Below are 14,463 nucleotides of genomic sequence, written 5' to 3' on the forward strand. Positions count from 1 at the left end.
ACTTTTTTTATAAATTTTAGCTAGCTAAGGCCGGTAGAATAAACGTGGTCCATAACCAGGTGAAAGGCATGACTAGGACCATGGCTGGAATCATATCAGCAATCGGGAATATTTTGATTTTGGCCATGCGAAAACCAGTCGCTAACATTAAAAAGCCACCACAGGCCTTGAAATCTGTAATCATATCGCCACTGGTCAAAGGAAAGATGAACTGGGCCAAAATGAAGAGAGCGAATAAAACGATAAATTGGGGTAAGGCAACCAAAGAAACTACATAGCCTAAATTGCAGGCAAAGATTGCGGCGGTGAATAAATCTAAAATTGCCTTAGAAATTAAAATCGAATTATCGCCAGTCATTCCGGCAGTTAAAGCTCCGTAAATTCCCGTCCCGCTCGTACAGAAAATTACGATGGCAGTTACTAACTGGTTAACAAAGTCATATTCATTGAGACCGAGTTTTTCGGTGTGGATAAACTTGGTAACCGGTGTTTGCAAGAGGAGAGCTCCTTTATCGAAAAGTTGTCCCAAGTGGGAAATTAGTCCGATGGCAGTCCCTAAAATTAGGGCAAAAATGACTGCAGGCATATTCTTCATGGGTGCAATCGCCATAATACCCATGCCCATAGCGCAAATCCCAAAAATTAAATTTAAATTACGTTTAAAATCTTCACTTAAGTGTGGCCACCCCAAGCTCCTAGGAGCCTCCGAGTAAGACTGCTATCGTATCAATGATGACACCTACCATATTTAGCTACCTCCCAAATTGTTTACAACTAATGTAGCAAAGTTTCCGTATCCAAAGCAATTCAAATTTTCGTGCTAAGCATTGAAAAAATAAAAGAAAGCCCCTGACGTGGTGTGCTTTGAGGGGATGCTAAGTACTTACATAAAGAGAAGAGGCAACTATCTGGCGGTGCTGAAGGCGTGCTAGGTTGGAAGTTAGGTAATTCTAAATAATTACAAGTTGGTTACAAGGAGACTTTTTAATTGTTACAAGGCGAAGATTTTAGTAGAATAAAAGGTGGAATTTAAAAATGGGGGTGCGTACAATGAGTTCATTAGATGAGACAATGTATTTTGATTATAATGATAAACGTGAAAAAGATGTTCGCGAAACATTAGAAACTGTATATACCGCTTTGGAAGAAAAGGGTTATAACCCAATTAATCAAATTGTTGGTTACCTCTTATCGGGAGATCCAGCCTACATTCCTCGCTCAACAACGCCCGTAATTTAATCAGAAAGCATGAGCGTGACGAAATCGTTGAAGAATTAGTCCGTTCCTACTTAAAATAAGGAGCAAGTTAGATGGGACGTTTGATGGGTTTAGATGTCGGTTCTCGCACGGTCGGAGTCGCCGTCAGTGATTTATTGGGCTGGACTGCTCAAGGAGTCGAGATTATTCCAATTGATGAAGAAAATCAAATTTTCGGTTTAGACCGGGTGGCAGAATTAGTCAAAGAACACAACATTAGTGGTTTTGTCTTGGGTTTACCTAAGAATATGAATAATAGTCTAGGTCCACGGGCTGAAGCTAGTCAAGCTTACGGCCAAATGTTGACAGAAAGATTTGGCTTGCCCATTGATTTTCAAGATGAGCGCTTGACCACCGTACAAGCTGAAAGAATGTTAGTTGAAAAAGCTGACACTTCACGTAAAAAAAGAAAAAAAGTTATCGACAAGTTAGCCGCCGGGTTGATTTTACAAAATTACCTCGACAGTCAGGGTAAACTTGTTGATTTGATAAAATAAGGAGATTTTCTATGGCACAAGCAAATAATGATAACGAAATGATTACTTTAGTTGATGATGAGGGTAACGAAACTTTATTTCAAGTTTTATTTACATTCACTTCAGAAGAATACAACAAATCATACATTTTATTAGTTCCTGCCGGTTCTGAGCCTGATGAACAAGTCGACGTGCTGGCTTTCTCATTTAATCCAGAACAAGACGGAACAGCAACGGAAGCTGATTTATTTGATATCGAAGATGATGAAGAATGGGCCATGGTAGAAAACGCCTTAGACCAATTCTTAGAAGAAGAAAGTAAATAACATGGCAGAAAAATTATTGACTGGTACGGGATAAAAATAAGGACGGTTTAGTTACTTTGGTTAGCGATCAAGGAGAAAAACAAGATTTTCAAGAAGTCTTTACTTTTGCTTCCGACCAACATGGGAAGTCATACATTTTATTAACTGCTTTAGAAGAAGATGCTGAAATCTTAGCCTTTGCTTTTGCGGATACCGAAAGTTGGCAAGAACAAGAAGCCGATCTCTTCGAAATCGAAAGTGAAGAAGAATGGCAAATGGTCGAAGATGTAATGACCACCATTTTAAACGGTGAAAATCTGTAATATGACGGGTCTCCTTTTTAGGGGACCTTTTGCATTATTTAAACGAGATAAGGATAGGTAATCATGACAGAAAATAAGCGACGTTTTAAAGTAGAAATTGATGGACAAACATATACTATTATCGGGAAAAGTAGCCCTGAACATATGCAGGCAGTCATAAAACTGGTTGAAGAGCAATTAGGGGCTTTGAAGGAAATGATGCCATCATTAACGAAGGAGAAAGCGGCGGTGCTATTAGCAATTAATGCGGTCTCAGACCAATTAAAGAAACAAGCGGAATTAGAAGAACTTAAGACCTATCTGGCAAGTCTCGAAAAGCTGAATAATGAGGAGGTTAGTGATTAGTGAATCAAAAAGTTTTAGCTACGTTGGAATATTACAAAATTCGGGAATTTTTAAGTGCTAAAACCACCACCGAAATGGGCCAAAATCTGGCTAATCACCTGGTTCCAAGCCAAGACTATGATTTAATTTGTGAAAATCTTGCCCAAACCAAGGAAGGGGCTGATATTTTACGTCTCAAGGGTGGTATCCCTTTGGCAAATTTAAAGACCGTTACCCCCCAGCTTAAACGACTCAAAATTGGGGCAGTTTTGAATGGAAAAGAATTAGCAGCCATTGGGAAAATTTTGCGTTCGACCAGTGAAATACGCCGTTTCTTCAAGGAAATTACTACACCCGAAGTACCTTTGCCTACGTTAAACCAATTATTAATACGTCTAGAAAGTTTGCCTGAATTAACCAAAGTGTTGAATCTTTCCTTGGAAGATGATGGGTATGTGCGCGATGAGGCTTCACCTTTATTACGGTCATTGCGTCGACAAATTTCAGGTACTGAAGATGAAATTCGCCAGCGCCTGGTTTCCTTTACCAAGGGCAGTCAAGCTAAGTACTTGACCAATGCTGTTGTTACCATGCGTGATGATCGCTATGTAATTCCGGTTAAGACCGAGTATAAGAAGCATTTTGGGGGGATGGTCCATGACCAATCTGCTTCAGGAGCGACAGTTTTCGTAGAACCTAAGGCAATTGTGGAGTTGAATAACCGTTTACGCCAACAACAAGCCAAGGAACATGAAGAAATTTTGCGAGTTTTGCGGGAATTATCCCAAGCAGTTGCACCATATACTGAAGAAATTGATCAAAATATGCGTATTTTAGGTCAATTAGACTTTGTGAATGCTAAAGCCCGCTATGCTGCAGACCTCAAGGCAACACAACCAGAATTATCTGCAGAAAATGACATTTACCTCCGTCAAGTCTGGCACCCCTTATTGGATGCCAAAAAGGCGGTCAAAAATGATCTAGCCATTGGAAAAGATTATAAAGCAATCGTGATTACCGGACCTAACACTGGGGGAAAGACGATTACTTTGAAGACCTTGGGCTTAATCCAATTAATGGGACAATCTGGGCTCTTTATTCCGGCTGGTGAACATAGTCGGATTGGGGTCTTTACTGAAATTTTTGCGGATATTGGGGATGAACAATCAATTGAACAGAGCTTATCCACTTTCTCTTCCCACATGGTTAATATTGTAGAAATACTTAAACATGTCGATGATAAATCCTTAGTTCTCTTTGACGAATTGGGGGCTGGAACCGATCCGCAAGAAGGGGCCGCTTTGGCTATTTCGATTCTGGATGCTGTTGGGGCTAAAGGTTCTTATGTGGTGGCGACTACCCACTATCCTGAACTTAAGGCCTATGGTTTTGAAAGACCAGAGACGATTAATGCCTCTATGGAATTTGATGTAGAGACCCTTCAGCCCACTTACCGGCTTTTACTCGGAATTCCTGGTCGTTCTAATGCTTTGGAAATCTCTCTACGCTTGGGTTTAGATACTATGGTCGTGGAAGCGGCTCGCCAATTGACCAGTCAGTCCAGTCAAGATCTCAATGAAATGATTGCGGACTTGGTCGAAAAACGTCATACGGCTGAAGAAGAAGCCATCAGTCTGAATAAGTATCTAACTGAAGCCGAGAAATTACACAATGATTTACGCAAAGCTTACAATAATTTTGTCTCTCAAAGGGATAGCCTTTTGAACCAAGCCAAGGCAAAAGCTAATGAAATCGTGGAAAATACGCGTAAACAAACGGCAGATGTGATTTCCGACTTGCATAAGATGCAACAAAGCGCCGGTAATGGGGTTAAAGAAAATGAACTAATTGATGCCAAGACTAGGTTGAACAAATTGGAACAACCCATCCATCTCCAGAAAAATAAGGTTTTACAAAGAGCGAAAGCCAAAAAAATCTTTAAAGAAGGTGACGAGGTTCTTGTCAAGTCCTATGGTCAACGGGGAACGCTGATGAAAAAGGCTGGTAATCACGTTTGGGAAGTACAAATTGGGATTTTGAAGATGAAGCTTGATGAAGCTGACTTAGAAAAAATTGCAGAAGAAAAACCACAAAAGACGGTTAACCGTGCTAGTGTAAAGCGTAGTCGTTCAGTGCGGACTTCAGCGAGCTTAGATTTGCGGGGTAAACGCTATGAAGAAGCTATGAATGAAGTCGACCGCTACATTGACGAAGCTATTATGGCAGGCTTCCCTTCTGTGACAATTATTCATGGCAAGGGGACCGGAGCTTTACGGAAGGGAATTACTGAGTATCTACAGTCTAACCGTGCTGTCAAACACTTTGAATATGCACCGCCAAACGCAGGGGGCAATGGTGCTACGATTGTTTCTTTTAAATAAGTTGATAACCCTTGAACAGTAGGGATGCTGTTTGAGGGTTATTTGTTACAAATGTTTGATATGAGTCTAATCTTTTAAAGATACTAGAAATTAAAGCACTTTATGTTGTGGGCGATATTTAAATATTAAAGTTTGAAAAAGATTTAAAAATTATAAACTGACGAACTAGGGAAAATATGCTATGATTAGGATGATTTGGAGTGAAAATATTATGCAGTATCAAGGAATAACCGCACTGATGACTCTCGTGAGTCATTTTGCATTTATTTTACTAGCTTTTAGGGGATTTCAGGCATTACGTTTTGATCGTTATGTCAATCAAGAAAAACAAGACCACTTTAAAGTGGTGATTGTGTTGGTGTCTGTAGCAATTGGATTTTTATGTAGTTCATTCTTTTTAAGTGTGATTGAAAATATTAAAAATCTGGGTTATTTAATCAAGTAGAGGTCGGAGGATTTTTCTTTGGAAAAAATTATTGTAAGAGGTGGTAATCGTCTTGAAGGGACTGTCGAAATTGAAGGGGCCAAAAATGCGGTTTTACCAATTTTAGCAGCGGCGATTTTACCTAGTGAAGGACGCACAACTTTAATCAATGTGCCCATTTTATCTGATGTATACACGATGAATAATGTGATTCGGTTCTTAAATGTTGAGGTGGGTTTTGATGAAGCTAACAAAACTATCGAACTGGATGCTAGTGGTAAGTTATCTTATGAAGCGCCATTTAAGTATGTTTCGAAGATGCGTGCTTCTATCGTGGTCTTAGGCCCGCTTTTGGCGCGCTTGAAGCACGCCAAAGTCGCCATGCCCGGGGGATGTGCGATTGGCTCAAGGCCAGTGGACTTGCATCTCAAAGGTTTAGAGGCCTTAGGAGCGGAAATTGAACAACACGATGGTTTTATCGAAGCTAAAACCACAGGCTTAAAAGGGGCCAACATTTACTTGGACTTCCCAAGTGTGGGGGCAACCCAAAATATTATGATGGCTGCGACCTTAGCCGAAGGTGAAACTATCATTGAAAATGCTGCACGTGAACCCGAGATTGTAGACTTAGCAAATATTTTAAATAAGATGGGTGCCGATGTCCGTGGCGCTGGAACTGAGACCTTAAAAATTCGTGGGGTTAAGCAACTTCACGGGGTTAAACACGCGGTGGTACAAGATCGGATTGAAGCTGGGACCTTTATGGTTGCTGCGGCCGTAACTCAAGGAAATGTTTTAATCAAGGATGCAATCTTAGAGCACAACATTCCTTTGATTTCGAAAATGGAAGAAATGGGGATCCAAGTTATTGAAGAAGAAGCTGGTTTACGAGTAATTGGACCTGAAAAGCTCAAGCCTGTTGCGGTCAAGACTTTGCCACACCCCGGCTTTCCAACGGATATGCAACCACAAATGTCAATCTTACAATTGTGTGCTGAGGGGGCTAGTTTATTGACAGAAACTGTTTTTGAAAACCGCTTCATGCACTTGGAAGAAATGCGGCGTATGAATGCAAACTTCAAGGTCGAAGGCAACAGTGTCTTACTTTACGGTCCTGCTAAGCTTGGAGGAGCAGAGGTTGCTGCCACTGATTTACGAGCAGCAGCGGCTTTAGTGATTGCTGGTTTAGTGGCTAAGGGAATCACGCAAGTTACCCATTTGGAATACTTGGATCGTGGTTACTATAATTTTCATGGGAAATTAGCGGCTTTAGGTGCACAAGTTAAGCGAGTTAATGATATTACTGCCGAAGGTGAATATATCGTTAATAAACAAAGGGTTTAGTTAGGAGGGGTGATGAAAAATCAGCCCTTTTTTACTCAGTTCATGTTATAATAATATGATGTAATGAAAATAGTGTATGCTTAAAGAAAATTGCAAGAAAGGAAGGCTACCTGAAAGACTGGTAGTAAGGAGTAATATGGCAAATGATATTGGAATTGATTTAGGAACTGCCAACGTCCTAATCAACGTTCAAGGTAAGGGAATTGTCCTTGATGAACCATCCGTGGTGGCAATTGATACTAAAACGAATAAAGTCCTCGCCGTAGGTTCAGAAGCCTACAAGATGGTCGGACGGACTCCAGGAAGTATTCGTGCAATTCGACCTTTAAAAGATGGGGTAATTGCGGATTTTGATATGACCGAACAAATGTTAACTTACTTTATCAAAAAGTTAAACGTCAAAGGCTTCATGTCAAAACCTAATGTGTTAATCTGTTGTCCAACTAATACCACGGATATTGAAAGAAAAGCTATCCGTCAGGCCGCTGAAAAAGCTAACGGTGGGGGAAAAATTTACTTAGAAGAAGAACCAAAGGTTGCTGCTGTGGGGGCTGGTTTAGATATTTTCCGTCCTTACGGTTCCATGGTGATTGATATTGGTGGTGGAACGAGTGACATAGCCGTCCTTTCCATGGGTGATATCGTTGTATCTCGTTCTTTGCGGATTGCGGGGGATCGTTTAAACCAGGATATTGCTAACTATATCCGTAAAGAACGGGGACTAATCATTGGTGAAAATACCGCTGAAAAGGTAAAAAAGACGATTGGAACAGTTTTAAAGGGGCATCGCAATGAAGAAATGGAAGTGCGAGGTCGGGACATGGTTAATGGTTTACCACAAGCGATTAAGGTCACATCTGATGAAATCGAAGTTGCCTTACACGATACTATGATGGCGGTTGTTTCTGCAACACATGATGTTTTAAGTGAGACGCCACCGGAATTAGCTGCCGATATTATCGATAGTGGGATTGTTTTAACTGGTGGAGGTGCAATGATTGATGGCGCCGCTGAACTGTTATCAGATGCCTTAAGTATTCCTGTTAATGTAGCTGAAACACCACTAGATGATGTAGCTGTTGGTACGGGGATTTTGTTAGAACAAATTCAAAGTGGTAAGCAATAAGATGAGGTTATTGCGACAATTTCTGATTTTACCAGTGCGGTTTTATCAAAAATGTATTTCACCATTGACACCACCATCATGTCGTTATTACCCGACTTGTTCAAATTACATGGTAGTGGCAATTGAAAAACATGGCTTTTTAGGGCTTATTATGGGATTAAGTCGGATTCTACGTTGTAATCCTTTTGTCAGAGGTGGAATTGATTATGTACCAGAACATTTTTCTTTGGTACGTAATCCTAATAAAGAAGAGAAGTAAGGTTAATGAGGAGGACTTTTTAAGTGTCAAGAAGAGAAAAAAATGTTGAAATTACTGAAACAGAAACTGTTGGAGTGGATGGTAATCCAGCGACAGAATTGAAGTTGGGCACTGAATCGTTAGGTTTGGTGACAGAAGATGGGGGTAAGACGGTTGCGGTCTTACCTTCGGGAGAAAAATTTCGCGTTTCTTCTCAAAGTGAAGCCATAACTTTATTAATTCGCGATTTTCACTTACACCGCGGGTAAAAATATTCTTAAGTTTGCCGACTGTTCCTTCTTTTCAGTCGGCTCTTATGTATAATTAACTTAAAATTTTGTCGTGTGCATCTATGCATAAAGGAGTTTTTTTAGTGAATACCAAAAATTTACATCGCGTTAAGGATGACGATGTTGAAATGCGTATTGACTGGGGGATAGTCTTTTGTATCCTGGTCTTAGCTGTAATTGGGATGGTTTCCCTTTATGTGGCTTTAAAACATGGGACTAGTACAGTTTCGATTTCGCGAACTGTTATTTCACAACTGATTTGGTATACATTAGGGGCTATTATGGTGGCTATCATAATGCAATTTGATGCTGAACAGCTTTGGAAGATAGCTCCTTTGGCTTACGGAATCGGGATTACCCTCTTAATATTAGTACTGTTTTTTTATAGTCGTTCTTATGCTGCTAACACGGGGGCTAAGTCTTGGTTTGCTTTAGGACCTTTTACTTTCCAGCCGTCCGAAGTTATGAAACCAGCCTTTATTTTAATGTTGGGGCGAGTCGTCACGCAACATAATTCCGAGTATGAGCATAGTTGGGAGTCCGACTGGTTGTTAATTGGAAAAATGTTAGCTTGGACTGCACCGATTGCCATCTTATTAAAGCTTCAAAATGACTTTGGGACTATGTTGGTGTTTATTGCTATCTTAGGTGGGGTCATTTTGATGTCGGGGATTACCTGGAAGATTATCGTACCAGGTTTTGCCGGAGCTTCAATTATCGGCGGTTTAGCTATTTTCTTAGTAGTTTATGACCGTACGCTCTTGGAAAAAATTGGCTTTGCAACTTACCAGTTTAAGCGAATTGACTCTTGGTTAAATCCTGCTGGTAGTACCAGTGGGGATAGCTATCAGTTATGGCAAAGTATGAAGCCATTGGTTCTGGCCAACTGTTGGGTAAAGGATTTAATGTTTCTAATGTCTACGTACCTGTACGAGAATCAGATATGATTTTCTCTGTAATTGGCGAAAATTTTGGCTTTATTGGCTCTTGTCTCTTGATTTTCATTTATCTTTTATTGATTTTCCAAATGATTCAAGTGACCTTTGATACCAAAAATGAATTTTATGCTTATATTTCAACTGGGGTTATCATGATGATTTTATTCCATGTTTTTGAAAATATTGGGATGAATATTGGTCTGTTACCTCTAACTGGGATTCCTTTACCTTTTGTCAGCCAAGGGGGGTCAGCCCTTTTGGGAAATATGTTGGGGATTGGTTTCATTATGTCGATGCGTTATCACTATAAGAGCTATATGTTCTCAAATAATGAGATTGAGTTTAGATAGGGGGGTTCTTATGACGATGTTTTACTGTTATAAGCGTTGTTCGACGTGTAAAAAAGCCCAAAAGTGGTTAGATGACCACCAAGTGAGCTATGAAAGTCAAGATTTGGTGGATTTTCCCCCAAAAAAAGCTGATTTAATTGCTTGGATGACCAAGTATCAAGACCGAGGAATCCGTTACTTTTTTAATACCAGTGGTCAAGATTATCGCAAATTAGGTCTCAAAGACCGAGTAACGGAGATGACCATAGAAGAAGCAGCGGAAATGATGGCGCAAAATGGTAAACTTATCAAGCGTCCTCTGATGGTCAATGAGCACGCCTTAACTTGTGGTTTTAAGGAAGAAATTTATCAAGCGACCTGGTTATAAGAAAGAGAAGTCTAGGAATTCTAGGCTTCTTTTTTGCACTTTGGTAAGCTATCCAGTAGAATTAAGAATTAAGAATGGATGGTGATAGCATGTTTGTAAGAGATTATCAAGCTGCTTTGGATTTTATTCATGGTCGCACAAAATTTAAGAAGAAACCAACCTTGACGACTATGAAATTACTCATGGAAAGATTGGGGAATCCGCAAGAACAGTTGAAGGTTATTCACGTGACAGGAACCAACGGGAAGGGATCGACGACCGCTTTTATTCGGGAGCTACTCTTAGCTCACGGCTTTGAAGTTGGGACCTTTACTTCGCCTTTTATTGTAAAATTTAACGAAAGAATTGCCTTAAATGGTCAGATGATTAATGATGAGACGCTAGTGACTTTGGTGAATCAAGTCGGTCCTGTGGTAGCTGAGTTAGATGCTGAGCTTGGTGAACAGGGGCCGACCGAATTTGAAATCATTACTGCTCTAATGTTTACCTATTTTGGTCAGATAAAACCAGATTATGTTGTGGTTGAAGTGGGACTTGGAGGCTTGTTGGACTCAACAAACATTATTCAGCAGCCACTGGTTTCTGTAATTACCACAGTTGGCTATGATCATGCACAAATTCTAGGGTCAACCTTGCCGGAGATTGCTCAGCAAAAAGCGGGAATTATCAAGGCGAGTTGTCCTCTTGTTTTGGGTAAGGTTAGTCCTGAAGTCGCTCAAGTGATTAAAGCAGTCGCACGTGAGAAAAAAGCACCATACTATCAATTAGGCCAAGCATTTAAAAATCAAGCAACGGGGCTTAAAGATGGGCAAGAAAGCTTTATTTACAGTGATGATAGTTTTCATAAATTAGCCTTAGCGAGTGGTTTGTTGGGAGCTTACCAAGTTGATAATGCAACTTGTGCGCTTAAAGCCGTGAGTTTAGTAGCACAAGCGGAAAATTTTCAGCTTCAAACTAAACTTGTGAAGTTGGCCTTAGCACAGACAGCTTGGCCAGCACGGATGGAAAAAATCTTTACTCAGCCGCTAGTCTTTTTGGATGGAGCTCATAATCTAGCGGCTTTTGAAGAATTAGCAACAATGATTAAAAGTCATTTTAATGCCAATCACGTCTTCTTGATTTTAGGAATCTTAGCTGATAAAGAGCCCGAAAAAATGTTGACGATGATGGCTAAATTACCGAATGTCCAGTTGATTTTGACGGATTTTGATGCTTATCGTCAAGTTGCTGACCCGCAAAAATTAGCCACAAAATTACCACAGGCACAAGCCATCAGTCCGTGGAAAATTGCTTTTAAAACAGTGGTAACCGAACTTTTAGCAGATGAAAGTGATGTGATTATCTTTGCGGGTTCGCTATACTTTGTTTCAGAGGTACGTGCTTTTTTCAAGGAGGAAATGGATGAATAATTTAAAATTAATGTTATTTGACATGGATGGGGTCGTCTTTGATTCTGAGACTTTGTACTTTAACGCTAATCGAAATGTGGCTAAAAAGCTTAACATGTCTGGCTTTAACCTTGATTATTACCAACAATTTATTGGCGGTGGTGATGGTATGATGGTTGAGCAGATGACCCAGGATTATGGTAGTCGCGATTTGATTGAAGAGTTCATGGAACTTAGTCGTCAAGAAGTTTACTCTTTGGTAGAAATGGGACAACTCGCAGTAAAGCCTGGGGTTCGAGAATTGGTGACAGCTTTAAGGGAACATGAGATTCCGGCCATTATCGCTTCTAGTAATAATTTATCGGAAGTCAATTTTTTTATGGAGCATACCCAAACCACAAAATTATTTGATGATATTGTGACTGCAGATGATGTGGAAAAGACCAAGCCGGCACCTGACATTTTTTTAAAAGCTTGGCAAAAAGGTGGGCAACCGAATAAAGAGCATACCTTAATCTTGGAAGATTCTCTAAATGGGGTTAAGGCCGCCAATAATGCTCAGATTCCAGTAGTTATGATTCCGGATTACATTCAACCGAATGACTATGTGAAGCGACATACCGTTCAGGTTCTGGAAAATATGTACGTTTTAAAAAAATTTTTACAAATTTAACAAGTTTTACTCCCTTTTTGCGTATTTATATAATAAGGGGGTATTTTTAATGACGTTAATTAATGCATATCGACAAGATGATGTTGTTACCAAATTAACCAAGTGGGGTAGTGATTCTCTTAGCCAAAAAGAAATTTTACATTTTTTACTGGAAACCATGATGCCCAAACGTGTTGCTGCTAAAGTTGTGGCTAATTATTTTGAAAACTACAGTCACATTGCTCAACTACGAAATTTTACACCAGCTATGTGGCGTGGATTGATTGATGATGATCGTTACTGGCCGGTGCTAGCTATTTTACAAGCTTTTGCTCAAGCTTATCAAAAGCGACCTAAAGTCTCTTTGGGTGAAGTTTGTTCTAGTCGCGAAGTTGGCAAGTATATGAGTGAACGTTATGGTTTTGAAAAGCAAGAGCATTTGGTGGGACTATATTTAGACACTAAGAATCAAGTGATTGCCGAAAAAGTTATTTTTATTGGAACTCTGAATTCTGCTACAGTCCATCCCCGTGAAATTTTCCGAGAGGCTTTGGCGCATAGTGCAGCCCATGTGCTTATTGTGCATAATCATCCTTCGGGTAAGGTCACACCTTCAAAAAACGATTTACACTTAACCAAGCGCCTGGTGGATTGTGGGGAACTGTTGGGAATTGATCTTTTGGATCATATTATCGTTGGTGATAGTGACTATCTCAGCTTACGAGAAGAAGGAATTATAAAAAGTTAGTAAATCTTACAAATTCTGAGATTTTTTATGCAAAATCTGCTAAACTATAACCTGAAGTCTAAGAATGTTGCGAGGAAAATAAAATGTTAACAGGAACTGTAAGTCGCTTTAACTCAGATAAAGGTTTTGGGTTTATTGAGCTTGACGGAAATAAAGCTAATCCCATTTTTGTATATCGTAGTGCGATTATGACAGCTACCCGAACTTTAGCTAAAGGACAAAAAGTTAGTTTTCAAGTTGTACGTGGTTTAAAGAACGTGCAAGCCGTAATGGTCAAACCGATTGAGGATTAAATAATCATTAAGATTTGCGCCAAAAAAGACACAGAGACTGTTTATTTAGTATGCTTAGAATTGAGCTAAAAATAGTCTCAGTCACCACCTTAAGTGTGGTATAATTAATCTAGTATAAAGTGAAATAGTGCCATAATAGGCCTTGTGAAGGGATGGGAAACATTGTTCGGATTAGGAACAAAAAATATCGGAATTGATTTGGGTACTGCAAATACGATTGTCTACGTTGAAGGCAAAGGGATTGTTTTACGTGAACCTTCCGTGGTAGCAAAAAATGTTAGAACAGGTGAGATTTTAGCTGTTGGTTCAGATGCTCGGGATATGATTGGGCGGACACCTGGCGATATTGTCGCAATTCGTCCTATGAAAGATGGGGTTATCGCAGATTACGATACCACGATTGCAATGATGCGTTACTACATGGAAAAAGCCCTAGGAAACCGGGCAATGCACCCATATGTAATGGTGTGTGTGCCAAGCGGTGTTACTGAAGTTGAGAAGCGAGCCGTCATTGATGCTACTAAGGTAGCCGGGGCGCGTGATGCTTTTGTTATCGAGGAACCATTTGCGGCTGCTGTCGGGGCTGGTTTACCAGTAATGGATCCTACGGGGAGTATGGTTGTAGATATCGGTGGGGGGACTACTGATGTGGCGACTATTTCTTTAGGTGGGATTGTGTCTAGTCGTTCTATTCGGATTGCAGGTGACAAAATTGATGAAGCTATCACTTACTATGTACGTAAAACCTATAACCTTTTAATCGGTGAAAGAACGACTGAACAATTAAAGATTGACGTAGCTTCAGCTTCAGTAGATGCAGCTAAGGAATTAGAAGCGCAATCTATTCGGGGACGTGACTTGTTGACAGGGTTACCTAAAACTATTGAAATTCAACCGGTTGATGTGGCAGAAGCTATTCAAGAATTTGTGCAAGAAATTATTACAGCTGTCAAGGAAACTTTAGAGGAAACATCTCCAGAAATTTCCGCTGATGTGATTGACCACGGAATTGTCTTAACTGGTGGGGGAGCACTTTTACGTAACTTACCAGAAGTGATTGGTGAAGCTACTGAAGTACCAGTTTTCGTTGCGACTGATCCACTTGATTGTGTGGCCATTGGGACTGGTGAATCTCTCAAGAGTATCGAAGTTATGCGAAATAAGTAAGACTGGCGATTAGTCATGGCAATTAAGAGGTTGGAAAATCGTCCAGCCTCTTAATTTTTTGAATGGAGACTA

16 protein-coding genes and 3 pseudogenes are annotated in these 14,463 nt (G+C 40.1%); 18 read left to right on the top strand and 1 reads right to left on the bottom strand.

All coding sequences use genetic code 11. From position 1 onward, the window contains the following. Window positions 1–16 precede the first annotated feature (16 nt). Window positions 17–746, bottom strand: a pseudogene (locus JCM10991_RS11920) (DUF554 domain-containing protein). 304 nt (window positions 747–1,050) lie between these two features. On the opposite strand from JCM10991_RS11920, the pseudogene JCM10991_RS11925 reads away from it, so the two are divergent. The 18 genes and pseudogenes from JCM10991_RS11925 (at window position 1,051) to JCM10991_RS00275 (ending at window position 14,391) form a co-directional block, all read left to right on the top strand. Continuing rightward, window positions 1,051–1,298 (top strand): annotated as a pseudogene (locus tag JCM10991_RS11925) (IreB family regulatory phosphoprotein). 12 nt (window positions 1,299–1,310) lie between these two features. After that, window positions 1,311–1,754, top strand: coding sequence for a Holliday junction resolvase RuvX (ruvX, locus tag JCM10991_RS00200; protein WP_023858983.1), 444 nt, complete (start codon window positions 1,311–1,313; stop codon window positions 1,752–1,754). An 11-nt stretch (window positions 1,755–1,765) separates the two neighbouring features. Beyond that, window positions 1,766–2,059: a DUF1292 domain-containing protein gene (locus tag JCM10991_RS00205; RefSeq protein ID WP_023858982.1), complete on the top strand. Its 294-nt coding sequence runs from the start codon at window positions 1,766–1,768 to the stop codon at window positions 2,057–2,059. A 56-nt stretch (window positions 2,060–2,115) separates the two neighbouring features. Continuing rightward, the gene (locus JCM10991_RS00210; RefSeq protein ID WP_025020222.1) at window positions 2,116–2,361 is read left to right on the top strand and encodes a DUF1292 domain-containing protein; all 246 of its coding nucleotides are present in this window, start codon (window positions 2,116–2,118) and stop codon (window positions 2,359–2,361) included. A 63-nt stretch (window positions 2,362–2,424) separates the two neighbouring features. Beyond that, complete coding sequence (gene zapA / locus JCM10991_RS00215; RefSeq protein WP_023858980.1) at window positions 2,425–2,706, top strand: cell division protein ZapA; 282 nt, start codon at window positions 2,425–2,427, stop codon at window positions 2,704–2,706. Beyond that, the gene (locus JCM10991_RS00220; protein ID WP_025020223.1) at window positions 2,706–5,066 is read left to right on the top strand and encodes an endonuclease MutS2; all 2,361 of its coding nucleotides are present in this window, start codon (window positions 2,706–2,708) and stop codon (window positions 5,064–5,066) included. Before zapA ends, JCM10991_RS00220 begins: the two co-directional genes overlap by 1 nt. Window positions 5,067–5,277: 211 nt before the next feature. Then, entirely contained in the window at window positions 5,278–5,511 is a 234-nt protein-coding gene (locus JCM10991_RS00225) for a DUF1146 family protein (RefSeq protein WP_025020224.1), read from the top strand. An 18-nt stretch (window positions 5,512–5,529) separates the two neighbouring features. Beyond that, entirely contained in the window at window positions 5,530–6,834 is a 1,305-nt protein-coding gene (gene murA, locus JCM10991_RS00230) for a UDP-N-acetylglucosamine 1-carboxyvinyltransferase (RefSeq protein ID WP_025020225.1), read from the top strand. Between the two features lie 136 nt (window positions 6,835–6,970). Continuing rightward, window positions 6,971–7,960 (top strand): rod shape-determining protein, encoded by a 990-nt coding sequence (locus JCM10991_RS00235; protein WP_025020226.1) that lies wholly within the window; start codon window positions 6,971–6,973, stop codon window positions 7,958–7,960. Between the two features lie 10 nt (window positions 7,961–7,970). Beyond that, window positions 7,971–8,219: a membrane protein insertion efficiency factor YidD gene (gene yidD, locus JCM10991_RS14740; protein ID WP_173391348.1), complete on the top strand. Its 249-nt coding sequence runs from the start codon at window positions 7,971–7,973 to the stop codon at window positions 8,217–8,219. 23 nt (window positions 8,220–8,242) lie between these two features. Then, window positions 8,243–8,467, top strand: coding sequence for a DUF2969 domain-containing protein (locus JCM10991_RS00240; RefSeq protein ID WP_023858974.1), 225 nt, complete (start codon window positions 8,243–8,245; stop codon window positions 8,465–8,467). A 149-nt stretch (window positions 8,468–8,616) separates the two neighbouring features. Further along, window positions 8,617–9,776: pseudogene (locus JCM10991_RS11930) on the top strand (FtsW/RodA/SpoVE family cell cycle protein). 10 nt (window positions 9,777–9,786) lie between these two features. After that, complete coding sequence (locus tag JCM10991_RS00250) at window positions 9,787–10,143, top strand: arsenate reductase family protein (RefSeq protein WP_023858972.1); 357 nt, start codon at window positions 9,787–9,789, stop codon at window positions 10,141–10,143. Between the two features lie 89 nt (window positions 10,144–10,232). After that, the gene (locus tag JCM10991_RS00255; RefSeq protein WP_025020227.1) at window positions 10,233–11,552 is read left to right on the top strand and encodes a bifunctional folylpolyglutamate synthase/dihydrofolate synthase; all 1,320 of its coding nucleotides are present in this window, start codon (window positions 10,233–10,235) and stop codon (window positions 11,550–11,552) included. Next, window positions 11,545–12,204, top strand: coding sequence for an HAD family hydrolase (locus tag JCM10991_RS00260; RefSeq protein ID WP_023858970.1), 660 nt, complete (start codon window positions 11,545–11,547; stop codon window positions 12,202–12,204). The genes JCM10991_RS00255 and JCM10991_RS00260 overlap by 8 nt, the downstream gene beginning before the upstream one ends. 49 nt (window positions 12,205–12,253) lie before the next feature. Then, on the top strand, window positions 12,254–12,931 hold the full coding sequence (gene radC / locus JCM10991_RS00265; RefSeq protein WP_023858969.1) for a RadC family protein: 678 nt from the start codon (window positions 12,254–12,256) through the stop codon (window positions 12,929–12,931). Between the two features lie 83 nt (window positions 12,932–13,014). Then, window positions 13,015–13,224, top strand: a complete 210-nt coding sequence (locus JCM10991_RS00270; RefSeq protein ID WP_025020228.1) for a cold-shock protein — start codon at window positions 13,015–13,017, stop codon at window positions 13,222–13,224. A 162-nt stretch (window positions 13,225–13,386) separates the two neighbouring features. After that, window positions 13,387–14,391 (top strand): rod shape-determining protein, encoded by a 1,005-nt coding sequence (locus JCM10991_RS00275; RefSeq protein WP_025020229.1) that lies wholly within the window; start codon window positions 13,387–13,389, stop codon window positions 14,389–14,391. The last annotated feature ends 72 nt before the right edge of the window (window positions 14,392–14,463 follow it).

This window comes from Ligilactobacillus equi DSM 15833 = JCM 10991 (assembly GCF_000615765.1).
In the GTDB taxonomy this organism is placed as follows: Bacteria; Bacillota; Bacilli; order Lactobacillales; family Lactobacillaceae; genus Ligilactobacillus; species Ligilactobacillus equi.